At 66.5% G+C, this 26,489-nt stretch carries 21 protein-coding genes and 2 tRNA genes; 8 read left to right on the forward strand and 15 right to left on the reverse strand.

All coding sequences use genetic code 11. From position 1 onward, the window contains the following. Positions 1-33: 33 nt before the first annotated feature. Complete coding sequence (locus tag JNL31_RS16645) at positions 34-1,290, forward strand: aspartate kinase (protein ID WP_294975669.1); 1,257 nt, start codon at positions 34-36, stop codon at positions 1,288-1,290. Between the two features lie 144 nt (positions 1,291-1,434). Further along, a complete protein-coding gene (gene ptsP / locus JNL31_RS16650) occupies positions 1,435-3,681 on the forward strand; it encodes a phosphoenolpyruvate--protein phosphotransferase (protein WP_294975671.1) in 2,247 nt (748 codons plus the stop codon). A 25-nt stretch (positions 3,682-3,706) separates the two neighbouring features. Here the strand turns inward: ptsP and JNL31_RS16655 are convergent, their stop codons facing one another. After that, the gene (locus JNL31_RS16655; protein WP_294975673.1) at positions 3,707-4,402 is read right to left on the reverse strand and encodes a thioredoxin family protein; all 696 of its coding nucleotides are present in this window, start codon (positions 4,400-4,402) and stop codon (positions 3,707-3,709) included. A 183-nt stretch (positions 4,403-4,585) separates the two neighbouring features. On the opposite strand from JNL31_RS16655, the gene acnA reads away from it, so the two are divergent. Further along, complete coding sequence (gene acnA / locus JNL31_RS16660; protein ID WP_294975676.1) at positions 4,586-7,333, forward strand: aconitate hydratase AcnA; 2,748 nt, start codon at positions 4,586-4,588, stop codon at positions 7,331-7,333. A 110-nt stretch (positions 7,334-7,443) separates the two neighbouring features. Next, on the forward strand, positions 7,444-7,575 hold the full coding sequence (locus JNL31_RS16665) for a hypothetical protein (RefSeq protein ID WP_294975679.1): 132 nt from the start codon (positions 7,444-7,446) through the stop codon (positions 7,573-7,575). Positions 7,576-7,717: 142 nt separating this feature from the next. Here the strand turns inward: JNL31_RS16665 and JNL31_RS16670 are convergent, their stop codons facing one another. The 6 genes from JNL31_RS16670 to JNL31_RS16695 form a co-directional block, all read right to left on the reverse strand. Continuing rightward, positions 7,718-8,257, reverse strand: coding sequence for a DsbE family thiol:disulfide interchange protein (locus JNL31_RS16670; RefSeq protein ID WP_294975681.1), 540 nt, complete (start codon positions 8,255-8,257; stop codon positions 7,718-7,720). After that, positions 8,250-8,411 (reverse strand): heme exporter protein CcmD, encoded by a 162-nt coding sequence (gene ccmD / locus JNL31_RS16675; protein ID WP_294975684.1) that lies wholly within the window; start codon positions 8,409-8,411, stop codon positions 8,250-8,252. Before ccmD ends, JNL31_RS16670 begins: the two co-directional genes overlap by 8 nt. Next, the gene (locus tag JNL31_RS16680) at positions 8,408-9,136 is read right to left on the reverse strand and encodes a heme ABC transporter permease (protein WP_294975686.1); all 729 of its coding nucleotides are present in this window, start codon (positions 9,134-9,136) and stop codon (positions 8,408-8,410) included. The genes ccmD and JNL31_RS16680 overlap by 4 nt, the downstream gene beginning before the upstream one ends. 55 nt (positions 9,137-9,191) lie before the next feature. Beyond that, positions 9,192-9,848, reverse strand: coding sequence for a heme exporter protein CcmB (ccmB, locus tag JNL31_RS16685; protein WP_294975687.1), 657 nt, complete (start codon positions 9,846-9,848; stop codon positions 9,192-9,194). Further along, complete coding sequence (ccmA, locus tag JNL31_RS16690) at positions 9,845-10,459, reverse strand: heme ABC exporter ATP-binding protein CcmA (protein WP_294975690.1); 615 nt, start codon at positions 10,457-10,459, stop codon at positions 9,845-9,847. The genes ccmB and ccmA overlap by 4 nt, the downstream gene beginning before the upstream one ends. A gap of 69 nt (positions 10,460-10,528) precedes the next feature. Further along, positions 10,529-12,106: a N,N-dimethylformamidase beta subunit family domain-containing protein gene (locus JNL31_RS16695; protein WP_294975692.1), complete on the reverse strand. Its 1,578-nt coding sequence runs from the start codon at positions 12,104-12,106 to the stop codon at positions 10,529-10,531. Between the two features lie 124 nt (positions 12,107-12,230). On the opposite strand from JNL31_RS16695, the gene JNL31_RS16700 reads away from it, so the two are divergent. From JNL31_RS16700 to JNL31_RS16715, 4 genes are all read left to right on the forward strand, one after another. After that, positions 12,231-13,604, forward strand: coding sequence for an FAD-binding oxidoreductase (locus JNL31_RS16700; protein WP_294975695.1), 1,374 nt, complete (start codon positions 12,231-12,233; stop codon positions 13,602-13,604). Positions 13,605-13,667: 63 nt separating this feature from the next. After that, on the forward strand, positions 13,668-14,987 hold the full coding sequence (locus JNL31_RS16705; protein ID WP_294975697.1) for a vanadium-dependent haloperoxidase: 1,320 nt from the start codon (positions 13,668-13,670) through the stop codon (positions 14,985-14,987). Then, positions 14,987-16,558 carry a CRTAC1 family protein gene (locus tag JNL31_RS16710; protein ID WP_294975699.1) on the forward strand — a complete coding sequence of 524 codons (1,572 nt, stop codon included), beginning with the start codon at positions 14,987-14,989 and terminating at the stop codon, positions 16,556-16,558. Before JNL31_RS16705 ends, JNL31_RS16710 begins: the two co-directional genes overlap by 1 nt. A 474-nt stretch (positions 16,559-17,032) precedes the next feature. After that, complete coding sequence (locus JNL31_RS16715; RefSeq protein WP_294975701.1) at positions 17,033-18,172, forward strand: serine/threonine-protein kinase; 1,140 nt, start codon at positions 17,033-17,035, stop codon at positions 18,170-18,172. Positions 18,173-18,590: 418 nt separating this feature from the next. Here the strand turns inward: JNL31_RS16715 and JNL31_RS16720 are convergent, their stop codons facing one another. The 8 genes from JNL31_RS16720 to tgt form a co-directional block, all read right to left on the reverse strand. Beyond that, a complete protein-coding gene (locus JNL31_RS16720; protein WP_294975704.1) occupies positions 18,591-19,793 on the reverse strand; it encodes an ABC transporter permease in 1,203 nt (400 codons plus the stop codon). Next, positions 19,790-20,509 carry an ABC transporter ATP-binding protein gene (locus tag JNL31_RS16725; RefSeq protein ID WP_294975707.1) on the reverse strand — a complete coding sequence of 240 codons (720 nt, stop codon included), beginning with the start codon at positions 20,507-20,509 and terminating at the stop codon, positions 19,790-19,792. The genes JNL31_RS16720 and JNL31_RS16725 overlap by 4 nt, the downstream gene beginning before the upstream one ends. A 1-nt stretch (position 20,510) precedes the next feature. Beyond that, positions 20,511-21,794, reverse strand: coding sequence for an efflux RND transporter periplasmic adaptor subunit (locus JNL31_RS16730; RefSeq protein WP_294975709.1), 1,284 nt, complete (start codon positions 21,792-21,794; stop codon positions 20,511-20,513). A gap of 88 nt (positions 21,795-21,882) precedes the next feature. Then, positions 21,883-21,958 (reverse strand) — tRNA-Val (locus JNL31_RS16735). Between the two features lie 101 nt (positions 21,959-22,059). Beyond that, positions 22,060-22,134 (reverse strand) — tRNA-Val (locus tag JNL31_RS16740). Positions 22,135-22,147: 13 nt separating this feature from the next. Continuing rightward, positions 22,148-22,546, reverse strand: coding sequence for an HU family DNA-binding protein (locus tag JNL31_RS16745; protein WP_294975711.1), 399 nt, complete (start codon positions 22,544-22,546; stop codon positions 22,148-22,150). 134 nt (positions 22,547-22,680) lie between these two features. After that, positions 22,681-25,077: an endopeptidase La gene (gene lon, locus JNL31_RS16750; RefSeq protein WP_294975714.1), complete on the reverse strand. Its 2,397-nt coding sequence runs from the start codon at positions 25,075-25,077 to the stop codon at positions 22,681-22,683. Between the two features lie 185 nt (positions 25,078-25,262). Then, positions 25,263-26,393, reverse strand: a complete 1,131-nt coding sequence (gene tgt / locus JNL31_RS16755; protein WP_294975716.1) for a tRNA guanosine(34) transglycosylase Tgt — start codon at positions 26,391-26,393, stop codon at positions 25,263-25,265. Between the last annotated feature and the right edge of the window lie 96 nt (positions 26,394-26,489).

The following is a 26,489-nucleotide window of genomic DNA, read 5'->3' on the forward strand; positions in this document are numbered from 1 at the left end:
CCACGTTTTCGAAGGCCCATGGGGGAGGCGCGGATGCCGCTTCTGGTGATGAAATTCGGCGGAACTTCGGTTGCCGACCTGTCGCGGATCGAGAATGCCGCGAAGAAGGTCCAGGCCGAGGTCGAGCGCGGCTACGACGTGATCGTCATCGTCAGCGCCATGTCCGGCAAGACCAACGAACTGGTCGGCTGGGTCGAGACCACGTCCAAGCTTTACGACGCCCGCGAATATGACGCCGTGGTGGCCTCGGGCGAGAATGTCACCGCCGGCCTGATGGCGCTGCGCCTGCAAGAGATGGGCGTCCCGGCCCGGTCCTGGCAGGGCTGGCAGGTGCCGATCAACACCACCTCCGCGCATTCCTCGGCCCGCTTCGTGTCGATCCCGCGCGAGCACCTCGACGCCAAGTTCGCCGAAGGCTTCAAGGTCGCCGTCGTCGCGGGTTTCCAGGGCGTCAGCCCGGAAGGCCGGATCACCACGCTGGGCCGGGGCGGCAGCGACACCACGGCCGTCGCCTTCGCCGCCGCCTTCGGCGCCGAACGCTGCGACATCTACACCGATGTCGACGGCGTCTACACCACCGATCCCCGCATCAGCCCCAAGGCACGGAAACTTCCGAAGATCGCCTTCGAGGAGATGCTGGAACTCGCCTCCCTCGGCGCCAAGGTGCTGCAAACCCGCTCGGTCGAGCTGGCCATGCGCTACAAGGTGCGGCTGCGGGTGCTGTCTTCGTTTGAAGACACCGACGAAAACTCTGGAACCCTGGTCTGCGACGAGGATGAAATCATGGAATCGAAAGTCGTCTCCGGCGTCGCCTATTCCCGCGACGAAGCCAAAATGACCCTGCTGAAGGTCGAGGACCGCCCCGGCGTCGCTGCCGCCATCTTCGGATCGCTGGCCGATGCGGGCGTCAACGTCGACATGATCGTGCAGAACATCTCCGAACAGGACGACCCGACCGACAAGCGCGCCCATACCGACATGACCTTCAGCCTGCCCACGAACCAGGTCGACCGCGCCAAGAAGGCCATCGACGAGGCCGCCGCAGCGGGCAAGTTCGTCTTCACCTCGCTTGTCACCGACACCGATGTCGCCAAGGTCTCGGTCGTGGGCATCGGCATGCGCAGTCAGGTCGGCGTCGCCGCCAAGATGTTCGCGGCCCTGGCGGCGGAAAACGTGAACATCAAGGTCATCACCACCTCCGAGATCAAGATCTCGGTCCTGATCGACCGCAAGTACATGGAGCTTGCCGTCCAGGCGCTCCACGACACGTTCGAGCTTGAAAAGGCCTGACCCGGCAACCGCCGCCCAAGTCTTGTGCACGGCCCCGGTCCCGTCGCGGCACGGCGGGACGCGAAACCGCGTCAATCCGCGCAATTCCGTTTTCTTCCTGACATGGCGCACCTATAGGTAGGGGAAGACCAGAGGAACGCCGCGATGACCGAACGCACCGAAAGCGAAAGCCGCAAGCTTCTCCGCCGCTTGCGCGATGTCCTGTCGGTCTCGGGCGAGGGGCAGGACCGGCTGGATCGCATCACCCACCTGATCGCCGACAGCATGGGCACCGAGGTCTGCTCGATCTACCTCTTCCGCGACCCCGAGACGCTGGAGCTTTGCGCAACCGAAGGCCTGAAGAAGGAAGCCGTCCACCAGACCCGGATGAAGCTGGGCGAGGGCCTTGTCGGCCGCGTCGCCCGCAGCGGCCAGCCGGTGAACACCGCCGACGCGCCCTCTGAAAAGGGTTTTCGCTACATGCCCGAAACCGGGGAGGAACTCTTCTCCTCCTTCCTCGGCGTGCCGATCCAGCGCGTCGGCGAAAAGCTCGGCGTCCTTGTCGTCCAGTCGAAGACGGCGCGGCAATTCAGCGAAGACGAGATCTACGCCCTCGATGTCGTCGCCATGGTCGTCGCCGAGATGACCGAGCTTGGCGCCTTCGTCGGCGGCGAGGATGGCGCGATGCGCGCGCTGCACAAGCAGCCGGTGATGTTCCGCGCCACCTCCGGCCAGGAAGGCGCGGCGGAAGGCCGGGTCTGGCTTCACGAACCCCGCGTCGTCATCACCAACCCTGTCGCCGACGACCCCCTGACCGAGATCGACCGCATCCGCGGCGCCGTCGGCGAATTGCGCGTGTCCATCGACGACCTCCTCGCCGCCCAGCAGCTGGACAAGGACCAGAAGCAGGTGCTGGAGGCCTATCGCATGTTTGCCCATTCCCGCGGCTGGCTGCGCCGCATGGAGGAAGACATCATGCGCGGCCTCTCCGCCGAGGCCGCGGTGGAAAAGGAACAATCCGCCGCCCGCGCGCGGATGGAGCAGGTGCCCGACCAGTACCTGCGCGAACGCCTGCAAGACCTTGACGACCTCTCGAACCGGCTCCTCCGCATCCTGACCGGCCAGGGCCAGGACACCGGGGCCGAGATGCCCGACAACCCCATCCTCATCGCCCGCAACATCGGGCCCGGGGAACTCCTCGACTATGGCCGCAAGCTGAAGGGCGTCGTGCTGGAGGAAGGCTCGGTCGGCAGCCATGCCGCCATCGTCGCCCGCGCCCTTGCCATCCCCCTGGTGATCAACGCCAGCCGCGTCGTGGCCGAGGCGCTGAACGGCGACCACATCCTCGTCGACGGCGACCAGGGCATCGTCCACCTCCGCCCCGAGGAAACCATCGCCCGCGCCTTCCGCGACAAGATCGCCATGCAGGCCGAGGCGCAGAAGCGCTATGCCTCCCTGCGCAGCCTCCCCGCCACCACGCTTTGCGGCACCACCATCAGCCTGCACATGAACGCCGGGCTCATGGCCGACCTCCCCAGCCTGGAAGGGTCCGGCGCCGATGGCGTCGGCCTCTTCCGCACCGAACTGCAATTCCTGATCCGCTCGAAGATGCCGCAGCGGGCGGAGCTGGCCAAGCTCTACGCCCGTGTCATGGATGCGGCCAAGGGCAAGCGCGTCGCCTTCCGCACCCTCGACATCGGGTCGGACAAGGTGCTGCCCTACATCAAGGCGCCCGAGGAGCCGAACCCGGCGATGGGCTGGCGCGCGGTGCGGGTGGGCCTCGACAAGCCCGGGGTCCTTCGCATGCAGGTGCAGGCGCTGATCCGCGCCGCGAACGGGCGGCCCCTGACGGTGATGTTCCCGCTGATCACCGAGATGAGCGAATTCCAGCAGGCCCGGTCCTATGTCCTGCGCGAGCTGCACCGCGAGAAATCGCTCGGCCATCCGGTCCCGTCAAAGGTTGAAATCGGCGCAATGATGGAGACGCCCAGCCTTGCCTATGCGCCGAAGGCCTTCTTCGAACTGACCGATTTCATTTCTGTCGGCGGCAACGACCTGAAGCAGTTCTTCTTCGCCGCCGACCGAGAGAATGAACTGGTCCGCCGCCGCTACGACACGCTGAACCTCACCTTCCTCGCCTTCCTGGAACAGGTCGTCGCCCGCTGTGCTGAGGCCGGAACCACGCTCTCTTTCTGTGGTGAGGACGCGGGCCGCCCCATCGAGGCGCTGGCCCTTGCCGCCATCGGCTTCCGCACGCTCTCGATGCGCCCGGCGTCGGTCGGCCCGGTGAAGGCGCTTCTGCGCAAGATCGACCTGACCGAGGCGCGGACGGTGATCGACAAGGCGCGGGCAGAGGGCGCCGAAACCGCGCGGCCTGCGCTGATGGACTGGCTGGCGTCGCAAGGCGTCTAGCGTCGCACCCTGCCAGACCGGCCGTTCAGTCCACCCGCGCCGCCGCCAGGATCTCGGCCGGCCCGGCCGTCTGCACGATCACCGCGCCCGGCTCGTCTCCGGGATAGGGCGCGGTCACTTCCAGCGGAGCCGTGCCGCCCCAATCCTCCAGCCGCTCCCACGAGGTGACGATGTTGCGATAGGTGATGGTCTTCCCCGCATTCTCGCCGCGCTCGATCGTCACCGTTTCCTCGGGGTTGTAGCGCACGAGCTGCACCCGAACCGGCTCGGTCAGCGGCGGATCGGCCTCGGCCCGGATCACCAGCCTGTCGCCCTCGCGCGTCACCGTCAGCCGGACCGGCGTGCCCGCCGCCAGATGGTCGCGCAGCCGCTCGGCGGTTTCCTCCGGCGCGTAGCCCTCGATTCGGTCCACCCCGCCGATGATCAGCTGCGGCGTGTAGATCGTCCGCGACCCCGCCGCCTTGGCATAGTCACGCTGGCGGTCGGTGAACTTCCCTTGAGCGAAATGGTCTTCCCAGCCGATGTAGTCCCAGTAGTCGACATGCAGCGCCAATGGCAGGATGCGGGGGTCGGAGGCCAGCATCGCCAGGAACTCATCGGCGGGCGGGCATGAGGAACAGCCTTGCGAGGTGAAGAGTTCCACCACCACCACCGGCTCGGCCTGGACCTGTGCCGTGGCCGCCAGCCAGAGGCCGCAAGCGGCGCTGACGAAATGTCGCATGTCGCGTATCCTGATCCTTGGTCCCCTCCGCTGTTATAGGGATGCCAAAACGCACGAGCCAATCAAGGTTTTGCGAGAGAGCTGTCATCTGTCGTATGAAAGCCACGCCGAGGGGCTGGATATTCGGCATACAATGGTATACAACGCGCGCAGCAGCCGCCTTTCCTTACTGGGAGCCACGATATGACCGTCACCGTCGGACATGACCTTTCCAAGACCCGCAAGACCCTGACAGCCGGGGGACAGACGGTCAGCTACTATTCCATCCCGGCAGCCGAGGCCGCGGGCCTGGGCAATTTCGCCAAGCTTCCCGCCTCGCTGAAGGTCGTCCTGGAAAACATGCTGCGCTTCGAGGATGGCAAGACCGTCACGGTCGACGACATCAAGGCCTTCTCGACCTGGGGCAAGAACGGCGGCCAGAACCCGATCGAGATCGCCTACCGTCCGGCCCGCGTGCTGATGCAGGATTTCACCGGCGTTCCGGCGGTCGTCGACCTGGCGGCGATGCGTGACGGGATCAAGGGCCTTGGCGGCAATGCCCAGAAGATCAATCCGCTGGCCCCCGTTGACCTCGTGATCGACCATTCGGTGATGATCGACGAATTCGGCAATCCCCGCGCCTTCCAGATGAACGTCGACCGCGAATATGAGCGGAACATGGAGCGTTACGTCTTCCTGAAATGGGGACAAAGCGCCTTCAACAACTTCCGCGTCGTGCCGCCCGGCACCGGCATCTGCCATCAGGTGAACCTGGAATACCTGGCCCAGACCGTCTGGACCGACACCGATCAGGATGGCCAGCCCGTCGCCTACCCCGACACGCTGGTCGGCACCGACAGCCATACGACCATGGTCAACGGCCTTGCCGTCCTCGGCTGGGGCGTCGGCGGGATCGAGGCCGAAGCCGCGATGCTGGGGCAACCCGTGTCGATGCTGATCCCCGAGGTTGTCGGCTTCAAGCTGACCGGCGCAATGGTCGAAGGCACCACCGCCACCGACCTTGTGCTGAAAGTCGTGCAGATGCTGCGCAAGCATGGCGTGGTGAACAAGTTCGTCGAATTCTACGGCGAGGGGCTGGACCGCCTGCCCCTGGCCGACCGCGCCACCATCGCCAACATGGCCCCCGAATACGGCGCCACCTGCGGCTTCTTCCCGATCGACGCCGAGACGCTCCGCTACCTGCACATGTCCGGCCGCGACGAATCCCGCATTGCCCTGGTCGAGGCCTATGCCAAGGCCAACGGCATGTGGCGGGACGAGGCTTACGATCCGGTCTACACCTCGACCCTGCACCTCGACATGGGCACCATCGTCCCGGCCATTTCCGGCCCGAAACGCCCGCAGGATTACCTCCCCCTGCCGGATGCCGCGCGCAACTTCTACAAGACCGTCTGCGACTATCGCGGGCTCGATGTCTCGGCCGATGCCCGCGCAATGGCGGATGAAGGCGGCGCCGCGGTGATGGCGCGCGATCCGCGCAAGACGACGGCGGTCGAAGGCCAGGACTACACGCTGGGCGACGGATCGGTCGTGATCGCCTCGATCACCTCCTGCACCAACACCTCGAACCCCTATGTGATGATCGGCGCCGGTCTGGTGGCGCGCAAGGCCCGCGCGCTGGGGCTGAACCGCAAACCCTGGGTTAAGACCTCGCTCGCCCCCGGATCGCAGGTCGTTTCGGAATACCTCGAGGCCGCCGGCCTTCAGGAAGACCTCGACGCCATCGGCTTCAACCTTGTCGGCTATGGCTGCACCACCTGCATCGGCAACTCCGGTCCCCTTCAGCCCGAGATTTCCAAGGCGATCAACGAGCATGACCTCGTCGCCGCCGCCGTCCTGTCGGGCAACCGCAACTTCGAGGGGCGGATTTCTCCCGATGTTCGGGCGAACTACCTCGCCTCGCCGCCGCTGGTCGTGGCCTATGCGCTGGCCGGCAACATGAACATCGACCTCGCCAACGACCCAATCGGCACCGGAAAGGATGGCACGGCGGTCTTCCTCAAGGATATCTGGCCCTCCAACAAGGAGATCGCCGATCTGGTGGCCAAGACCGTCACCCGCGCGGCGTTCCAGAAGAAATACGCCGACGTGTTCAAGGGCGACGCCAAGTGGCAGGGCGTCAAGGTGACGGATTCCGAAACCTATGACTGGCCGCCGACCTCGACCTATATCCAGAACCCGCCCTATTTCCAGGGCATGTCGAAGACGCCGGGCACGATTTCCAACATCACCGGCGCCCGGGTGCTGGCGCTTCTGGGCGACATGATCACCACCGACCACATCTCGCCTGCCGGTTCGTTCAAAGCTTCAACTCCGGCCGGCAAGTATCTGACCGAACGGCAGGTTCCGGTCAGCGAGTTCAACTCCTACGGTGCCCGGCGCGGCAACCATGAGGTGATGATGCGCGGCACTTTCGCCAACATCCGCATCAGGAACGAGATGCTGGACGGCGTGGAAGGCGGCTACACCAGAGGGCCGGACGGAGTGCAGACCAGTATCTACGACGCCTCGATGGCCTATCAGGCGGTCGGCACGCCCTTGGTGATCTTCGGCGGCATCGAATACGGTGCAGGGTCGTCCCGCGACTGGGCCGCCAAGGGCACGGCACTTCTGGGCGTCAAGGCCGTGATCGCCGAATCCTTCGAGCGTATCCACCGCTCCAACCTTGTCGGCATGGGCGTGATCCCGTTCGAGTTCACCGGCGGCGACACCCGCAAGTCGCTGGGCCTGAAAGGCGACGAAGTGGTCAGCATCGGCGGCCTTGAGGGCGACCTGAAGCCGCTGAGCCTTGTCCCCTGCACCATCCGTTACTCGGACGGGACCGAGAAGACGATCCAGATCAAGTGCCGGATCGATACCGCCATCGAGATCGAATATGTCGAGAACGGTGGCGTCCTGCACTACGTCCTGCGGAACCTCGCGGCGTCCTGATTTCGGAAACGGATTGTTTCGACCGAGGGCCCGGGCAACCCCTGGGCCTTCACCTTTTGTTCTTGTCTTCGCGCGCAGTCTGACGACACCCCAGCCAGAAGGCGCCGAACATGTCCGACCGCTTCCCGCCGCTTCGCCCGCAAGCCCCGCAATCTGTCAGGCGGGCGCCGCCGGGCACTGCCGCCATCGACATGACTGTCCTCGCCGCTCTGGTCTTCCTCGCTGCCCTTGCGCTGCTGTGACGGGACCGGTCGCGACTCGTAGGGTGGGTCGTTCTGCGCCGAAAGACGCAGGTTGACCCACCATCGAGGTGTTAAGAAAATCTGAACGTCCGCGGATATCCCATTGATTTCCTTGGGTCCAAAAATCTGTCCACCGTGGACATCACTTCTGCCCGTCCAGCGCCTTCTCAAGTTCCGGCACGAAACGGGTCTCGTAATCGGTCCCGACAAGCGGCCCGACGAAGCGGAAAAGGACGGTCCCGTCGCCGCCCACGATGAAGGTCTCCGGCGGGGCCGTGACCCCCCATTCCACCCGGTTCCGCCCGTTCGGGTCGGTCGCGACGCCGAGGAACGGGTTGCCCTCCTCGGCCAGGTATTCCACCGCCTTCGCGTCGTCATCCATGATGTTGACGCCGCCCACCCGCACCCCGTCGGCGGCCATCTGTTTCAGGACCGGATGCTCGGCCCGGCAGGGCGGGCACCAGGTGGCCCAGAAATTGACCACCGTCACCTTGCCGGTCTTCAGCTCGGCATCCGACAGGCCCGGAATGCCGGGCAGCGTGGTCAGGGGCAGCGCAGGCGCCGGATGGCCGACGAAGACCGACTTCAGCTCACCCGGGTTCTCCCGGTACATCCCCGCGTAGAACAACCCCGCCAGCCCCGCGAAGAGGACCGGCGGCACGACCATCAGCCATCTAGCCATCCGTCTTCCCCTGCCGCGCCTCGACCTCGGCCAGCGCCCGTTTCATCCGCGCCGACTGCCAGAGCGTCAGCCCGACCAGCGCCGCGATCAGAAGGGCCGTCGCCAGATAGGACCCCAGCACCGCCCCCGCGTATTTCCCCAAGTCCGGCATCACGCCACCCTTTCCCGCGCCAGAAGCGCCTTCAGCCGCCGCGAGCGGATTTCCGTCCGCGTCCGCAGCAGGACCATGGTCACGAACAGAAGGATGAACCCCGCGATGCAGACCAGAAGCGGCAGCCAGAACACATCCGCCACGTTCTCCTTCTCGTCCATCGACAGCGACGCCCCCTGATGCAGCCCTTGGTTCCAGAACAGCACCGCATAGCGGGAAAGGAGCGCAAAGACCGACCCGACAAGGCAAAGGATCGAGGTCAGGTCGGCCGCGGTATCCGGGTCCTCGATCGCCGACCACAGCGCCATGTAGCCGAAATAGAACAGCGTCAGGATCAGGAACGAGGTCAGCCGCGGGTCCCAGGCCCACCAGGTCCCCCACATCGGCTGGCCCCAGAGCGCCCCCGTGACCAGCGCAATCAGGGTGAAGGTCAGGCCCACAGGTGCTGCGGCCTTGGCGGCGAGCGCCGAGACATGGTGGCGGCGGACGATCCAGACCAGCGATGTGACCAGCATCATCCCCCAGGCATTGATCGCCATCATCGCGGCGGGGACGTGCAGGTAGATGATCTTGACGGTCGCGCCCTGCTTGTAGTCGTCCGGCGTGAAGAAGAAGCCCCAGACAAGGCCGGTGACGAGAAGCGCCAGCGTCAGCCCCACCACCCAGGGCAAGGCCCGGGCCGAGGTCTCCATGAACTTCTTCGGGTTCGCATATTCCCAGATCGACATGGGGGTTCGCCTATCCTGTTCCGGGTTGCCGCTCAACACACCATCGCGCGATACCTCAGCGCAGATTGACGCGGATCGCGCTGGCGGCCGCAAAGGGAAGGAGCGCCGCCGCGCCAAGGCTGATCGCACCGAGGAGCGCGAGCGGGGTCGCCAGTGCCATGCCTTCCGCCCCGCGCCGCACGACCTCACCGCCGAAGATCAGGGTTGGGACATAGAGCGGGAGGACGAGGAGGCTGAGGAGGAGGCCGCCCCGGCGCAGGCCCACGGTGATCGCCGCGCCGAAGGCCCCGATCACCGAGAGCGCCGGGGTGCCGAGGAGGAGCGTGAGGACAAGCCAGGAATAGCCGCCCGCAGGCAGGTTCAAGAGGACCGCAAGGCCCGGTGCGATGACGGTCAGCGGCAGCCCCGTGACCAGCCAGTGCGCCAGCGCCTTGATCGCCACCACCGCCTCCAGCGGGATCGGCGCGGTGGCGAGAAGGTCGAGCGAGCCGTCCTCGTGGTCCAGCGCGAAGATGCGGTCGAGCGAAAGGAGGCAGGCAAGGAGCGCGCCAACCCAAAGGATGCCGGGGGCGATGCGGCCCAGCATCCCGCCTTCGGGGCCGACGCCGAGCGGCACCAGGACGGAGAGGAGGAAGAAGAACGCGAGCCCGAGCCCGAAGCCGCCGCCCGAGCGGAAGGCAAGCCGCAGGTCGCGCAGGAGAAGCGCCTTCATGCGAAAGCCTCGTCGAAGCCCGTGCTCTGGATATCGCGGGCGCGGTGCGGGTCGAGGTCGAGCACCGTCGCCTCGGGCAGGCCAAGATCGACATGGGTGGCGATGACGGCCAGGCCGCCCTTCGCCAGATGGTCCCGCACCACATCGGCGAAGAGCGCGACCGAAGCGACGTCAAGGCTAACGGTGGGCTCGTCCAGCAGCCAGACCGGGCGGCCCGTGACCAGAAGCCGCGCAAGGCCCAGGCGGCGCTTCTGCCCGGCAGACAGTTCTCCGGCGCGGCGGCGAGTCAACTGAGTGAGGTTCAGCGCGGTCATCGCATGGTCGATGCCGGGGCCGCCGTAGATGCTGGACCAGAAGGCGAGGTTCTCGGTCACGGTCAGGGTGGATTTCAGCCCGTCGGCATGGGCGGCATAGGCGACACTGTCGGGGGGCAGGTCGTAGCTGCCCTCGGCAGGGGGTTGCAGGCCCGCGAGCGTGCGCAGGAGCGTGGTCTTGCCTGACCCGTTGGGCCCGCGCAGGATCAGGGCCTGGCCGGGATGGACGGCGAGGGTCAGGCCGCGCAGCACCGTGACGCCGCCCCGGGCCACCGAAAGATTGGACAGGCTCAACATGGGCGAAGGCCTAGCCGATAGGGCCGCGCGGGAAAAGGGGATTGGTCAAGTCGTCCGACCTTTGTCGCGTCAGCCCCAGTCGCCCAGCAGGATGTTCCTTGTCACCACCTCGACCGGGCGCTCCCTCGCGATCAGGCCCGCCACCCATTCACAGGACCCGGCGTTGTAGACCGCCCCCCTGCCCCGGCGATACTCCGCCATGCAGCCATTGCCCCGGCTCGCAAGGCCCAGGGTCTCGGGGGTGATTTCGCCGTAGATGGTCTGGGCCACCTCTTCGGCGTCGAGGGTGCCGATGAAATAGTCCATGTCATGCGGGCCGGTGTGGTGCGACAGCGTGGTGGCGGGCGACAGGCCGACGATGGTCAGTTCCCCCTCCAGCCCCGTGCCCTCGGCGGCGTGGGGCAGGCCCTTGCGGGTTTCGTAGTCGATGCCGTCCACCTCGTAGCCGAAGATTTTCGAGGACGCACCCAGCACATCGCCATAGCCAAGCCCGGTGCCCTTGAGCGACCAGTGGTCGGGACGATAGACGGTGAATCCGCCCGAGCCGTGCGCGGCGCAGCGGCTCCACCCGGCATAGACGCCCATGCTGCCGGTCAGGCCCATAGTGGCCACGGCGGGTCGGCGGGCCTGCGGGTGGTCCCAGTAGCTGGTCAGCCGGTCGGTCGCGCCCAAGGGGTCCTCCGCCTCGGCCCGGGTCTTGTAGCAGGTCTGGGTGGTCAGGTCGGCGGAGAGCCGGGTCTGCCAGAAGAAGTTGCCGCCGAAGCGGGCGAGTTGGCCGCCGCGGTCGAGCCAGGCCTCCAGATGGTCGCGCATCTCCCAGGTCCAGTATTCGTCATGGCCGACGATCACGGCGCGGGGATAGCCGTCGAGGAGTTGGGGGTCGGCGTGCAGGTCGTGCTGGGTGAAACAATCGAGCGGGATGCCCTGAGCCTCGCACCAAAGCGCGAAGGGCCGCTCGAAGGCCGCCCAGCCGGAGGAGGCGTATTTCTTCGAAATCCCGTTCGCGCGGGCATAGTCCATGTGCGGATAGCGCGGGCGGCTGAGAAGCGGCGATGCATGGGGAATACGCGGCGCATCTTCGGGCCAGCGGACGAAGCCCGTGGCCCAGGGGCGAAGCAGGCTGACCTCTCCGGCGAAATCGCCGCCCGAAGGACCGGTCAGGCCCTGATAGTGGTTCGACCCGCCCCAGTCATTGTAGGCGCACCAGGTTCCGGTCGCGAGGATCAGGGCAAGCTTCGCCGTGGGTTTCGCCGGTTTCAGGACGAACATGCCCCGGCTTTCGTGGCCCTCGATGGACAGGGTGATGGCATGGACGCCGCTCGGCCAGTCGCCGGGGATCACCGTCTCGAAGACGACGGGCCAGCCGCAGCCCTTGACCGAACAATCGGCGGGCGTGGGGGCGAAGCGGGTGGGAATCGTGGTTTGCAGCACAGGTTGCGGCGTCAGCCCGTCACGGATGATGGTAAGCCGCGCCTCGGGCGCGCTCGACATGGCGTGCAGGCGCAGCGTGTCGCCCGGCTTGTAGGACAGCGCGGCCGTATAACCCCAGACCTGCGGGCGCGCGGGGTCGCTTGAAGCCATCTCATAGTAATGCCCGGTGACGGGATCGCCGTCGTCGAACGGGCCGGTGACGAAAAAGCCCTGCATGTATCGCTCCCTGCTTTTCCCGCAGCATCGGCGGGGAGTGGGCCCTTGGCAACGGGGCAGGACGCCGCTTGGCCCTTGAAATGCGGCGGGGGCTGTGTCTCCCTTTGGGCCAAAAGGGGGACGCATGCGGATCGGGGACGTTTCTTTCTGGTATGCCGACATCGGCCTGCCCTACCGCCGTGCGGCGCTGGCGGGCGACACCACGGCGGATGTTGCGATCATCGGGGCGGGCTATACCGGGCTTTGGACCGCCTACTACCTGAAGCGGGCCAATCCGGCGCTGGACGTTCTGGTGATCGAGAAGGACTTCGCGGGCTTCGGCGCCTCGGGGCGCAACGGCGGCTGGCTGACCGGCGGCTTCGCCTGGAACCACGCGCGCTATCTGGAGACATCCTCGGAGCATGCCGTCCGCGCGATGGTCGAGGCGATGAACGGCACGGTGGACGAGGTGATCCGCGTGGCCGAGGCCGAGGGGATCGAGGCCGACATCCAGCGCACGGACGAGCTGATGGTGGCGACGAAGCCCGCGCAGGTCGGGCGGATGCGAGGAGAGGTGGCGCACCGGCGACACTGGGGCGAAGAGGGCCGGGTGTTCGAGATGAACGCCGCCGACCTGGCCCAGCGCATCCGCATCCCCGACGCCCTCGGGGCCATGGTGGTGACGAACGTGGCCCGGGTGCAGCCGGCGAAGCTGGTGCGGGGGCTCGCCAGGGCGGTAGAGCGGCTGGGGGTGCGGATCGTCGAGGGGACGGCGGTCACGGCGTTCGAGAAGGGCATGGTCACGACCGACCACGGGACGGTGCGGGCCCCGGTGATCCTGCGCTGCACCGAAGGCTTCACCGCAGGACTGCCGGGACGCAAGCGGGAATGGCTGCCGATGAACTCGGCCCAGATCGCGACCGAACCGCTGCCGCCGGAGATCTGGGACCAGATCGGCTGGCAGGGTCAGGAGATCGTGGGGGATTTCGCCAATGCCTATTGCTACTGCCAACGCACCCGCGAGGGCCGCATCACCGTGGGCGCGCGGGGGGTGCCCTACCGTTTCGGCTCCAGCCTCGACACCAATGGCGCGCCCGATGCCGAGACGATCCGGCGGCTGACGGCGATCCTGCACCGGCATTTCCCGGCTACCCGGGCAGCGAGGATCGACCATGCCTGGTGCGGCGTCCTGGGCGTGCCGCGCGACTGGTGCGCGACGGTCGGGCTTGATCCGGCCACCGGGCTTGGCTGGGCGGGAGGCTATGTCGGCGTCGGCGTCTCGACCTCGAACCTGGCCGGGCGGACACTGGCCGACCTCGCCCTTGGCCGCGACACCGACCTTGCGCACCTGCCCTGGGTCAACCGCCGGGTGAAGGACTGGGAGCCGGAGCCCTTCCGCTGGCTGGGCGTCCACGGCATGTATGCGCTCCTCAACGCCGCCGACCGGCAGGAGGACAGGCCCGGCGCCGGTCCGTCACGGCTGGCGGCGGCCGGGAACTGGCTGACCGGGCGCGGATAGCAATATTCGTTGCGCGCGCACCGGGTGCATGACAAAACCGTTGCAACACAGGGGGAGAGAACCATGAAGCTGCGCCGTCGCCAGGTCCTGGGGCTTTCCATTGCCGCGCCGCTGGCCTTCGGGCTGGGCCCGGCGTTCGCCGCCGACCGGCAGGCGGTCGAGCGCGAGACGATCACCACCTGGTACAACCTGATCCTGGAACTGGTGCGCCATACCGCGACCTATTCGCCTCCCGTCGCCAGCCGGGCCTTCGCCTATATCGGCATCGCCGCGCATGAGGCGCTGGCCACCGGCAACCCCGCTATGGTCTCGCTCGCAGGTCAGATCAACGCGCTGACCCCGCCGCCAACCCGCGAGTCGGGCGCTCATGACGAAGCCTGCGTGTTGCACGCCGCGATCGCCAGTGCCGCCAAGGCTCTGTTTGCCAACACCGGCCCGACCGGGCAGCGCGCCCTGGGAAAGATGGAGGAAAGCCTAGGGCGCAAGGCGATGGAAGGGATCGACCCGGCGGTGGCCGAGCGCAGCGTGGCGCATGGCGCGGCGATCGCGGCGCATATCCTGGCCTGGGCACAGGACGATGGCGGTGCGGTGATCGAGAACATGGGCTTTCCGCTGGACTATGCGCCGGGCACCGAGCCGGACGACTGGGTGCCAACCAGCACGATCGCCCTGCAACAGGCGCCGTTGCTGCCCTACTGGGGCACGGTCCGCACCTTCGCCATGCCCGCGGGCGACACCTGCGCCATTGCCGGCCCCCCGAGCTACAGCGAGGATCCGGCCTCGGCGTTCTTCAAGGCCGCGAAGGAAGTCTACGACATCGGCAACGGCCTGACCGACGACCAGAAACTGTCGGCGCGGTTCTGGTCGGATGACCCGATGCTCTCGTCCACCCCGCCGGGGCACTGGATCGCCATCGCGGTCTACCTGATCGAGCGCGACGCGATGCCCACAGGCCGCGCGGCGGGCCTGATGGCGGTGCTGGGGGTGGCGATGGCCGACGCCTTCATCGGCTGCTGGCAGACGAAATACGCGTTCAACCTGATCCGCCCCGTCAGCTTCATCAAGCGTCACATCGACCCGAAATGGGAGACGTTGCTGGTCACGCCGCCCTTCCCGGAATACCCGTCCGGCCATGCCACGGTTTCCGGTGCGGCGGCGGTTGTCCTCACGCAGATGCTGGGCGAGGACTTCGCCTTCGACGACCCGACCCATGAGCCCGACGACCTGCCAGTGCGCAGCTTCACGAGCTTCTGGCAAGCGGCGGAGGATGCGGCGATGTCGCGGGTCTATGGCGGCATCCACTACCGCTTCTCCTCGGAGGGCGGGCTGGCGCAGGGCCGCTGCATCGCCGCCTATGCCACCAAGCTGCGGACCCGTGCGTGATGCGCCCGGCTCTGGCACTTCTCGCCCTGTCCGCCCCCGCCCTTGCCGACCCCGTCGTCCCGGTCTTCACCGACGAGACGAAAACCGCAGGTCTGTCCACGCTGTACGAGGGCGAATGGGAATACATGGCGGGCGGCGGGGTCGCGAGTTTCGACTGTTCCGGCGACGGCTTCCCCGAGGTGTTCCTGTCGGGTGGTGCGGGGCCATCCGCCCTGTACCTGAACCGCAGCCCGCTTGGCGGGGCGCTGGCCTTCGAGAAGACCGACGCCGTGACTTTTGACGCGGTGCTTGGCGCCTACCCGCTCGACGTGGACAGCGATGGGGTGATGGACCTTGTCGTCCTGCGCCAGGGCGAAAACAAGCTGATGCGCGGCCTGGGCGACTGCCGCTTCGAAGCGGCGAACGAGACCTGGGGTTTCGACGGCGGCGACGCCTGGTCGACCGCCTTCGCGGCGATCTGGGAGAAGGGGCAGAGCTGGCCGACACTGGCCATCGGCAACTACATCGACCGCAAGGAAGATGCCTTCCCCTGGGGCTCCTGTACCGACAACTGGCTGCACCGGCCCGAACCGGGGCCCGAGGGCACAAGGTTCGGCGCGCCGATCCCGCTGACGCCATCCTTCTGCGCACTTTCGATGCTCTTCACCGACTGGAACCGCTCGGGCCATCCGTCGCTGCGGGTCTCGAACGACCGCGAATACTACAAGGGCGGGCAGGAACAGCTCTGGCACCTGGAACCTGGCCAGCCGCCGAAGCTTTACACGGAAAAGGATGACGGCTGGAAACGCCTGCGGATCTGGGGGATGGGGATCGCCAGCGCCGACGTCAACCTGGACGGCTTTCCGGACTATTTCCTGACCTCGATGGCCGACAACAAGCTGCAGGTGCTGAAGGATGCGGCCAGCGGCAAACCCGATTTTGCCGATATCGCCCTGAAATCCGGTGTCACCGCGCACAAGCCCTACGCGGGTGACGATGTTCGCCCCTCGACCGCCTGGCATGCGCAGTTCGCCGACGTGAATAACGACGGTCTGTCGGACCTGTTCGTCGCCAAGGGCAACGTCGACAAGATGCCGGACTTTGCCGGGAAAGACCCGAACAACCTGCTGCTGGCGGCGGGGGACGGCAGTTTCATCGAAGCGGGGGACAAGGCTGGCGTGGCCAGCATGAATGTCGCGCGGGGGGCACAGATCGTCGACCTGAACCTCGACGGGAAGCTGGACCTTGTGGTGCAGAACCGCTGGACCGGGCCGGAAATCTGGCGGCAGACCGGCGAGGCGGGGGCTTGGGTCGAGCTACGCCTGGCGCAAGAGGACACCAACCGCGATGCCATCGGCGCAGTGGTCGAAATTCGGCGCGGCGACAAGGTCGAACGGCACGAGATCACCTCGGGCGGCGGCCATGCCTCGGGATCGGTCGGCTGGCTGCATTTCGGGCTGGGTGCGGCGGAAAGTGCCGAATTGCGCGTGATCTGGCCGGACGGGACCGAGGGCGACTGGCTTGCCCTGCCCGCGGGCAGCTTCCAGATTCTGCGCCCTGGCGCCCCCGCAGAAGCCTGGCTGCCCGAATGAGGGCAACGAATCGTTTTTGGCGGGCTTCATGCAATCGGGCTGCTCAACCCCGGGCTTAGTCATGCGGCCAGTCTGCGCGCTGTGGTCGTCAATGTCGCGGAAACATGGCAGGAACACGACGCATCCCTCTGGGATCGTTGTTGTTTTTACCACAGTTTGCATTTTGCAACACAGCAACCCAAAACCGCTTTGGTTGCAACTAATCCGTTCAGATTCAGACATTTACCGCAGCCGATCTACCCCGCTGCCGCACCGTCGGGCGGATCCGGAGCACATGCGGTCGATTCTTGCGGGGGTACGTCGGTGCTGTCAGTTTGCGCGGCAGGCCGGTCCGGGACTACAATAGCCCTTGGGAAACGTTTTACTCCGGAGCTGAGGCCGAAGTAGTTTACCCATGGGAAAGTTGGATTGTTTACGATGTGCCACGCGACGCTGCGTGTGCCCTTGTCTTGATGAGTGACCAGCCCGGTAGGAATGAACGTGACACAAGGTCCGACACAGATCAGCGCTCAACTGGAGTCCGAGCTGGACCGGGTTGATCCTGACGCTTTTGCCGATGATCTGAAGCCCGGCACGCGGCTTCTGGGCGGGCATTATGTCATCTCGGGCTTTCTCAACAGCGGCGGGTTCGGCATCACCTATCTGGCCAAGGACAGCCTGGACCGCACGGTCGTCATCAAGGAATGCTTCCCGAACGCGCTCTGCCGCCGCTCGACAAGCCTCGTCCGTGCCCGCTCGCGCAAGCATCAGGGCGATTTCCGCGGTTTCGTCGAAAGCTTCCTGGCCGAGGCGAAAAGCCTGTCCCGCCTCGTGCATCCGAACATCGTGGGCGTGCACCAGGTGTTCGAGGACAATGACACCGCCTACATGGCCATCGACTACATCGACGGGCGCGACCTGCACGACATCCTGGATTCGACCGACCAGGCCTTCACCCCCGACCAGGTCGTTGCCATGCTGAAGAAGATGCTGAGCGCGGTGGAATTCATCCACCAGGTCGGCATCCTGCACCGCGACATCTCGCCCGACAACATCCTGGTCGACAAGACCGGCAACCCGATCCTGATCGACTTCGGCGCCGCCAGCGAGCAGGTGATGCGCGCGACCCGTGTCCTGACCGGGCGGCGGGTGATCAAGGAAGGCTACTCGCCGCAAGAGTTCTATCTGACCGGTGCCGAACAAAGCCCGGCGAGCGACCTCTACTCCCTTGGCGCGACCTTCTACCATGTCATCACCGGCAGTCCTCCGCCGGAAAGCCAGCGCCGCCTTGCCCGGGTGGCCGAGGGGGAGAGCGACCCCTATCAGCCGCTTGCCGGCCGGTTCGAAGGCTATCCACCGGGTTTCCTTGAGGCGATCGACAAGGCCGTGCGCGTGATGCCCAGGGATCGCATACAGTCGGCGGGTGACTGGCTGGACTGGATTCGCATCGGCGAGGAAGGCGGCCCCCTGCCCGCAGCGCTGACCGACGCACCCCAGGTGATCCAGTCCCGCCCGCTCACGCGGCCAACGGTCGGCGGCGGCGGGCTGCTGGCCGACAACATGGGCTATCTGGTCGGTGCGGGCGCGGTGTTCCTGATTGCCGGGATCGCGGCCCTTTGGTCCTACCTCGGCTGAGGCGGATCGACCGTTGGCCGGAAGTGGCGCGATCTTCGCGCCCTCGACGACCTGGTCCGAGCGATGCAGGATCACCCGGTTTCCGGGCTGAAGCCCGTCCGGCACCTGCGCGAAATCGCCGTTCCGTTCCCCCGCCCCATCCGGCGACCTGCGCCGCGTCGCGTGCCAGGAGGTCGACCACAAGTTCAAGGTTGCCGGGACCACCGGGTTCCAGGATCGGCGTTTCCGGCCGGAAGAGTATGCGCCGGACGCACCCGGCGCGTCGCTTCGAATCCACCGCGCCCTTCATGCGACATCGCAGGCGAGGCTCCCGGGCAGACAGCAGACGAAAAATGCTTTCGTCGAAATCATCCAACGTTTGCCATGCGGTTGCGCGACCAGAGTGCTGCGGCTTGCTGCGCAGCGACGTCAATTTCGGTCATTCGTGCCGCAGGGCAACGATTGGATCAAGCGAAGCCGCTTTCCGGGCCGGGAAGTAGCCGAAGATCACGCCGATCAGCGCCGAGAAGCCGAAGGCCAGCACCACGACGTAGGTCTGCGGCGCGAAGGGGATTGCCATGAAGAACGAGGCCACGAAGGCCAGGAGAAGGCCCACCGCCACGCCGATGATCCCGCCGACCAGCGACAGGACCACCGCCTCGACCAGGAATTGCGTCAGCACCTGCCGCCCTTCGGCCCCGACCGCCAGCCGGATGCCGATCTCGCGGGTGCGTTCCGTGACCGAGACCAGCATGATGTTCATGATGCCAATCCCGCCGACCAGAAGGCTGACGGCGGCGACCGATGACAGCATCCCCGTCAGGACCGAGTTGATGCCGGTCAGGATCGAGGCGAGCTGCGCCATGTCCATGACGCTGAAATCGTCCTCCTCGCCCACCGCGATCCGGCGCCGTTCGCGCATCAGGGTCTGGATTTCGCGGATGCCACGCGCACCCGACACGCCCGAGGCCAGTGCCACCGAGATGGAGCTGACATTGTCGGTGCCAAGGAACCGCCGCTGCACAGTGCGGATCGGCATCAGCACGATGTCATCCTGATCCTGCCCGAAGCTGCCGGCCCCCTTGGCCTGCAAAAGCCCGATAACCTCGCAGGTGACGTTGCCCGCCCGCATCTGCTGGCCGGTCGGGTCCGAATTGCCGAAGAGCGCCTGACGCACCGTCTCGCCGATGATGCAGACTGCGGTGCCGGAACGATCCTCGGATGCGCTGAAGGTCCGCCCGCGCAGCAGCGTCCAGTTGCCAACGACCAGATAGCCCGAGGTCGCCCCGGTGATCGTGGTCGACAGGTTCTGCCCACCCGCCACCACGGTCTGCGTGCTGCTGACCGTCGGCGAGATGCCGGCTATCACCGGCAGGTCGGCCAGCGCCTCGGCGTCGCGCAGGGTGAAGGGACGCAGGGTCTGCCCGCCGCCGGGACCAGGACCGCGGTCGGGGCGAACGGACAGGACGTTGGTCCCGAGGCTCGCCACACTTTGCGTCACCGACCGCGAAGAGCCCTGTCCCACCGTCACCATGGCGATGACCGCGGCCACCCCGATGACGATGCCCAGCATGGTCAACCCCGACCGCAGCTTGTTGCGACGAAGCGCCAGAAGCGCCAGGCGCACGGTTTCCCAGATCATGCGCTTGCCCTTTCCGGCACCGGACCATCGCTGGCCACCTTGCCATCGGTAAAGACGATCAGCCGGTCGGCATAGGCGGCGATGTCATCCTCGTGCGTGACCATGACGATGGTGATCCCGTCCTCGCGGTTCAGGGACCGCAGAAGCCGCATGATCTCGTGGCTGCGGTGGCTGTCGAGGTTGCCGGTCGGCTCGTCCGCCAGGATCACCATCGGGTTGCCGACCAGCGCCCGGGCAATGGCAACGCGCTGCTGCTGGCCACCCGACAGTTGCGAGGCGTCATGGTCTTCGCGCCCGTCAAGGCCCACCTTGTGCAGCGCCGCGCGGGCGCGCCCGATCCGCTGGGCGCGCGGCATGCCCTTGTAGATCAGTGGCAGCTCGACGTTTTCCAGCGCCGAGGTCCGGGGCAGAAGGTTGAAGCCCTGGAAGACGAAGCCAAGATAATGCCGACGTAACAGCGCGCGCTGGTCACGATCCAGCTCCTGCACCTCCAGGCCATTGAACAGGAACCGGCCCGAACTTGGCCGGTCAAGAAGCCCGATCGTGTTCATCGCGGTCGACTTGCCCGACCCCGACGGGCCCATGATCGCGACGAACTCGCCCTGCCGGATCGTCAGGTTCACATGGTCGAGCGCACGCACTTCTGTCTCGCCCGAGCCATACACCCGGCTGACATCGGCCAGCTCGATCAGGGGTGGATCGGCCGGGGTCGCCATCTCAACCGCCCGTGGTCTGGTCGATGATCACCAGGTCGCCCTCGGCCAGGTCATCCGAGCGGACCGCCGTCAGCTTGCCGTCGCTCGCGCCGGCCTCGACCTCCACTTCCGTCGCGACACCGTCGCGCAGGACCCAGACGGTCGGCGCATCCGTCGCCTTGGCCTCGCTCGACGCGGCCGAGGGGCGGCGCGGCATGATCATCCCGATCAGCCCGCTGCCGCCGCGGCTATCGCCACTTTCAGCCGTTTGCGGCGGCTCGAACCGCAACGCAGCGCTTGGCACCCGCATCGTGTCCTCGACGACGGTCACGGCAATGGTCGCGGTCGCAGTCATACCGGGGCGCAGCAGGCCCTCGCTGTTGTCGACCGACAGGATGGCCTTGTAGGTCACGACGCCGTCCGTCGTCTCGGGGGCATAGCGGACCGTGGTGATCTGGGCGGGGAAACTTCGGCCCGGATAGGCGTCCACGGTGAACGTGGCCGCGTTGCCCACGGCGACCCGGCCGATGTCGGCCTCGTCGACATCGACCCGCAATTCCATCCGCGCCAGATCCTCGGCCAGCGTGAACAGCACCGGCGCATTCAGCGAGGCGGCGACGATCTGCCCCGGCTCGGCCGTGCGGTTCAGCACCACGCCAGAGACCGGCGAGCGGATCGTGGTCTTGCCCATGTCGGTCTCGGCTGCGGAAAGCCCCGCCTCGGCCAGTGCGACCGAGGCTTTCGCGCCGTCCACCACCGCCTGGGCCTTGTCGCGCGAGACCTCGGCCGCGATCATCTTCAGTCGCGTGCTTTGCCCGCGTTTGTCCAGCTCGCTCTGCGATTCATAGGTAACCTCAGCCTCTCGGGCTGCCGCTTCGGCCTGGGCAAGGCTGGCCCTTGCCGCCTGCAACTGGGCGGTGGCCGTCAGGACCTGGTCAGCAAGCTTGCTGTCGTCCAGCCGGGCCAGCACCTGACCGACCTCGACCCGGTCGTTGAAGCCGACCAGGACCTCTGCCAACGCGCCGGAAAGTTCCGAGGACACGTCGACCTGCGTCGTCGGCTGGACCGACCCCGTTGCGGTGACGGTCACGACCAGCCGGCCCCGGCTGACGGCCTCGGTTTCATAGCGAACATCGGCGGTTTTCAGAATCACACCGGTCCAGATCCAGGTTCCCGCGCCCCCCAGCACGAGCAGCGCCAGCCCGATCCACAGCCAGCGACGCCGGGGCCTGCGACCCTTGGCCAGGATCCGGGCCATGTCCTCCGCCGCATTCGCCATCGTCCAGTTTCCTTGTTCGGGCCGCATCTTCCGGGCGCGATGCCGCGTCACCGGATCGCCAAGCCTCCGATCATACGTCGCAGCCGCCGTCTTCCGTCGCGGTCAGGTCGGAAAATGGTGGGCGGTGAGGGGCTCGAACCCCCGACATTCTCGGTGTAAGCGAGACGCTCTACCAACTGAGCTAACCGCCCCCCTCCGGTGCCTAACCCGCCGGGCCCGGCCTGACAAGCCCCGACAACCGCTGCCCAGCAATCACAAAGGCGCGCCGGTCAGGCGCGCCTTTGGGGAATGATGGTGGGCGATAACGGATTTGAACCGCTGACATCTTCGATGTGAACGAAGCGCTCTACCGCTGAGCTAATCGCCCGATGCGCGGTCTTCTAGCTATCCTCGCCGTCGTCCGCAAGAGCCAATGCGGCTGCGCTCGCGGCCTCGGCGCGGCGCAGCTTCAGGGTCAGTGACGGGCCCTTGGCCTTGACGACACGCAGCTTGCCCAAGGGCGGCAGAGCCAGCGCCTTGCCGGCGGCCAGCGCCTCGCCCATGGCCGCAAGAGTCGCCGCTACCACGGCCTTGACCTCGGGCTTCTTGCCCCCCGTCGCGGCCGCGACGCCTTCAATCAGGTCCTTCAGCTTCATGGCCGCAACCTTTTCCGCCGTCTCGGGAGACCCGACCAGCGTCGGCGCAGGTTTCGGTGCAGCTTCGGCGACGGGCTTCTTCTTGCCCGGCTTGGCTGCCCTGGCGGGCTTCTTCTCGGCGTCTTTCGGTGTGCGGGGGGCCATGGTGCCTGACTGTCCTTCGGGTTCGTTCGGGGCGGGACGATAAAGCGCCTTTTCCGGCAGGGCCAGCCAATTCGGGCACGAATGCAAAAGGCGCGCCCAACGGGGGCGCGCCTTCGCCTGTCATTTGCGCGGGATCAGTGCGCGGTCTGCACCGGCGGCACCACCGCCGCCGCCCGTGCCGCCGCGGCCGCCTCTTCCGCCGCCTCGTCCCATTCCACCGGCTCGGGCTGGCGCACCAGCGCCTGGGCCAGGACCTCGCGGACATGGCTCACCGGGATGATCTTCAGGCCGGTCTTCACGTTCTCCGGGATCTCCGCCAGGTCCTTGGCGTTTTCCTCCGGGATGAACACCGTCTTGATCCCGCCGCGCAGCGCGGCGAGCAGTTTCTCCTTCAGCCCGCCGATCGGCATGGCGTTCCCGCGCAAGCTGACTTCGCCGGTCATGGCGATGTCCTTCCGAACCGGAATCCCGGTCAGGACCGAAACGATGGAGGTCACCATCGCCAGACCCGCCGAGGGCCCGTCCTTGGGCGTCGCACCGTCCGGGACGTGGACGTGGATGTCGATCGCGTCGAACTTCGGCGGCTTCACCCCGATCTGGGGGCTGACCGAACGGACATAAGATGCCGCCGCGTCGATCGATTCCTTCATCACCTCGCCCAGTTTCCCGGTCGTCTTCATCCGACCCTTGCCCGGCAGCTTCAGCGCTTCGATCTGCAAGAGATCGCCGCCGACGCTGGTCCAGGCAAGACCCGTCACCACGCCGACCTGGTCTTCCTTCTCGGCCAGGCCATAGCGGTAGCGCTGGACGCCCAGGTATTCTTCGACCTTCGCCGGGTCGACCTCCACCCGTCTGGTCTTGCCCTTCAGGATGTCGGTCACGGCCTTGCGGGCCAGCTTGGCGATCTCGCGCTCCACGTTCCGCACGCCCGCTTCCCGGGTGTAGTAGCGGATGACGTGGTTCAGCGCGTCGTCGCTGACGCTGAATTCGCCCTTCTTCAGCCCGTTGGCCGCGATCTGCTTCGGCAGGAGGTGCTGTTTGGCAATCTCGCGCTTTTCATCCTCGGTGTAGCCCGCAAGCGGGATGATCTCCATCCGGTCCATCAGCGGCCCCGGCATGTTGTACGAGTTCGCCGTGGTGATGAACATCACGTTCGACAGGTCGTACTCCACCTCCATATAGTGGTCGATGAAGGTGTTGTTCTGTTCGGGGTCCAGCACCTCCAGCAGGGCCGAGGCCGGGTCGCCCCGGAAGTCCTGGCCCATCTTGTCGATCTCATCCAGCAGGATCAGCGGGTTGGTGGTCTTGGCTTTCTTCAGCGACTGGATGATCTTGCCGGGCATCGAGCCGATATAGGTCCGCCGATGGCCGCGGATCTCGGATTCATCCCGCACGCCGCCCAGCGAGATGCGGATGAACTCGCGTCCCGTGGCCTTGGCGACCGACCGGCCAAGCGAGGTCTTGCCCACGCCCGGAGGCCCGACAAGGCACAGGATCGGCCCCTTCAGCTTGGTCGACCGCGCCTGCACCGCCAGGTATTCGACGATGCGTTCCTTGACCTTTTCCAGACCGAAGTGATCTGTATCCAGCACCTTCTGCGCGGCGGGCAGATCCTTCTTCAGGCGCGACTTGACGCCCCAGGGCACGCCCAGGAGCCAGTCGAGGTAGTTGCGCACCACGGTCGCTTCCGCCGACATCGGCGACATCGACTTCAGCTTCTTGACCTCGGCATCCGCCTTCTCGCGCGCTTCCTTGGAGAGCGCGGTCTTGGCGATGCGGGCCTCCAGCTCGGCAACCTCGTTCTGGCCGTCCTCGCCGTCGCCGAGTTCCTTCTGAATGGCCTTCATCTGCTCGTTCAGGTAGTACTCGCGCTGGGTCTTCTCCATCTGGGTCTTCACCCGCGACTTGATCTTCTTCTCCACCTGCAGGACGGACAATTCCCCCTGCATGTGGCCATAGACCTTCTCCAGCCGCTCGGCGACGTCGAGCGTTTCGAGGATCGCCTGCTTCTGGCCCACCTCGACGCCCAGATGTCCGGCCACCAGATCGGCCAGACGCGCGGGTTCGCGGGTGTCCGAGACGGCGGCCAGCGCCTCCTCGGGGATGTTCTTCTTCACTTTCGAATAGCGCTCGAATTCCTCGCCCACCGCGCGGACCAGCGCCTCGACGGCGGTCTGGTCGCCTTCGGTCTCGTCCAGGACTTCGGCGCTGGCCTCGAAGAAGGCCGGGTTCTCGACAAAGCCGGTGATCTTCACCCGCGCCTTGCCTTCGACCAGCACTTTCACGGTGCCGTCGGGCAGCTTCAGAAGCTGCAACACGTTGGCCAGAACTCCAGTGCGGAAGATGCCATCCGCATCCGGGTCATCGGCCGTCGGGTCCTTCTGCGCGGACAGTAGGATCTGCTTATCGTCCTGCATCACCTCTTCCAGCGCGCGGACCGATTTCTCGCGCCCGACGAAAAGCGGCACGATCATGTGGGGAAACACCACGATGTCGCGCAAGGGCAGGACCGGATAGCTTTGGGTGCTCATGTGTCTACCTTCATTCGCGGCAGCGATACGGGGTCCCGACCATCGGCAACCCTGCCCGCTCCGCCTTCAGATGTGTTAACTTGTGGTCCCCGAGCCGGGGATTCAAGTTCCGGTTTGGTTCGGCAGAATGAACCCTCGTGCGGGTGCGTGCAAGGTGGGAAAAGGTCTGGTGCTTGAGCCCGCAGTCACACCGGCTCCACATCCCCCTCGGCCCGCCGCGCATGGAACCCGGCCACGAACCCGGCCAGCCCTCCCGCCTCAATCGCCTCGCGCAGGCCCTGCATCAGCAGCTGATAATAGTGCAGGTTGTGCCAGGTCAGCAGCATCGACCCGATGATCTCGTCCGCCTTCACGACATGGTGCAGATAGGCACGGGAGTAGCTCCGGCAGGCGGGGCACTGGCACCCTTCCTCCAGCGGACGCGGGTCGTCCTTGTGCCGGGCGTTGCGCAGGTTCACCTGCCCCCGCGCCGTCCAGGCCTGCCCGGTGCGGCCCGAGCGGGACGGCAGCACACAGTCCATCATGTCGATCCCGCGTTCCACCGCGCCCACGATGTCGTCGGGCTTGCCGACCCCCATCAGGTAGCGGGGCCTGTCCGCGGGCAGAAAGCCCGGCGCATAGTCAAGGACCGAGAACATCGCCTCCTGCCCCTCCCCCACCGCCAGCCCGCCGATAGCATAGCCGTCGAAGCCGATCCGCTGCAGCGCCTCGGCAGATTCCTCGCGCAGCTCGCGCGTCACGCCACCCTGCATGATCCCGAACAACGCATGGCCCGGCCGGTCGCCGAAGGCATCCCGCGACCGCTGCGCCCAGCGCATCGACAGGCGCATGGATTTCGCCACGGTGGCTTCGTCGGCAGGCAAGGCCGGGCATTCGTCGAAGCACATCACGATGTCCGACCCCAGAAGCCGCTGGATCTCCATGCTGCGCTCCGGCGTCAGCATGTGCTTCGACCCGTCGAGATGCGAGGAAAACCGCACCCCCTCCTCCGTCAGCTTCCGCAAGGGCCCCAGCGACATCACCTGGAACCCGCCCGAGTCGGTCAGGATCGGCTTTTCCCAGTTCATGAAGCGGTGCAAGCCGCCCAAGGCCGCCACCCGCTCCGCCGTGGGCCGCAGCATCAGGTGATAGGTGTTGCCCAGAAGGATGTCCGCCCCCGTCGCCGCCACGCTTTCCGGCAGCATCGCCTTCACCGTTCCGGCGGTGCCCACCGGCATGAAAGCCGGTGTGCGAATCTCTCCCCGTGGCGTGGAAATCACCCCGGTCCGCGCCGCGCCATCCGTCGCGCCCACCGTGAAATTGATGCCCGTCGCCATGCACGCGCCCCCTGCTCTGCCGCTCCTTTGGGCCAAATCGCCCGAAAAGCCAAGCCGGACGCCATGACCCGCATCATTCTGCTTGACGTTTTCGTG

Origin of the sequence: Tabrizicola sp. (assembly GCF_016792905.1) — a bacterium.
Classification (GTDB): Bacteria; Pseudomonadota; Alphaproteobacteria; order Rhodobacterales; family Rhodobacteraceae; genus Tabrizicola.

Bases quoted from the DNA above. Each gene is read 5' to 3' on its own strand.
- JNL31_RS16645 (WP_294975669.1), top strand. From the start codon at position 34: ATGCCGCTTCTGGTGATGAAATTCGGCGGAACTTCGGTTGCCGACCTG.
- JNL31_RS16745 (WP_294975711.1), bottom strand. From the start codon at position 22,546: ATGGCCCCCCGCACACCGAAAGACGCCGAGAAGAAGCCCGCCAGGGCA.
- JNL31_RS16655 (WP_294975673.1), bottom strand. From the start codon at position 4,402: ATGCGACATTTCGTCAGCGCCGCTTGCGGCCTCTGGCTGGCGGCCACG.
- JNL31_RS16700 (WP_294975695.1), top strand. From the start codon at position 12,231: ATGCGGATCGGGGACGTTTCTTTCTGGTATGCCGACATCGGCCTGCCC.
- JNL31_RS16710 (WP_294975699.1), top strand. From the start codon at position 14,987: ATGCGCCCGGCTCTGGCACTTCTCGCCCTGTCCGCCCCCGCCCTTGCC.
- JNL31_RS16730 (WP_294975709.1), bottom strand. From the start codon at position 21,794: ATGCGGCCCGAACAAGGAAACTGGACGATGGCGAATGCGGCGGAGGAC.
- JNL31_RS16680 (WP_294975686.1), bottom strand. From the start codon at position 9,136: ATGTCGATCTGGGAATATGCGAACCCGAAGAAGTTCATGGAGACCTCG.
- JNL31_RS16720 (WP_294975704.1), bottom strand. From the start codon at position 19,793: ATGATCTGGGAAACCGTGCGCCTGGCGCTTCTGGCGCTTCGTCGCAAC.
- ccmB (WP_294975687.1), bottom strand. From the start codon at position 9,848: ATGAAGGCGCTTCTCCTGCGCGACCTGCGGCTTGCCTTCCGCTCGGGC.
- JNL31_RS16715 (WP_294975701.1), top strand. From the start codon at position 17,033: ATGAACGTGACACAAGGTCCGACACAGATCAGCGCTCAACTGGAGTCC.
- ccmA (WP_294975690.1), bottom strand. From the start codon at position 10,459: ATGTTGAGCCTGTCCAATCTTTCGGTGGCCCGGGGCGGCGTCACGGTG.
- JNL31_RS16705 (WP_294975697.1), top strand. From the start codon at position 13,668: ATGAAGCTGCGCCGTCGCCAGGTCCTGGGGCTTTCCATTGCCGCGCCG.
- tgt (WP_294975716.1), bottom strand. From the start codon at position 26,393: ATGGCGACGGGCATCAATTTCACGGTGGGCGCGACGGATGGCGCGGCG.
- acnA (WP_294975676.1), top strand. From the start codon at position 4,586: ATGACCGTCACCGTCGGACATGACCTTTCCAAGACCCGCAAGACCCTG.
- lon (WP_294975714.1), bottom strand. From the start codon at position 25,077: ATGAGCACCCAAAGCTATCCGGTCCTGCCCTTGCGCGACATCGTGGTG.
- ptsP (WP_294975671.1), top strand. From the start codon at position 1,435: ATGACCGAACGCACCGAAAGCGAAAGCCGCAAGCTTCTCCGCCGCTTG.
- JNL31_RS16695 (WP_294975692.1), bottom strand. From the start codon at position 12,106: ATGCAGGGCTTTTTCGTCACCGGCCCGTTCGACGACGGCGATCCCGTC.
- JNL31_RS16665 (WP_294975679.1), top strand. From the start codon at position 7,444: ATGTCCGACCGCTTCCCGCCGCTTCGCCCGCAAGCCCCGCAATCTGTC.
- JNL31_RS16725 (WP_294975707.1), bottom strand. From the start codon at position 20,509: ATGGCGACCCCGGCCGATCCACCCCTGATCGAGCTGGCCGATGTCAGC.
- JNL31_RS16670 (WP_294975681.1), bottom strand. From the start codon at position 8,257: ATGGCTAGATGGCTGATGGTCGTGCCGCCGGTCCTCTTCGCGGGGCTG.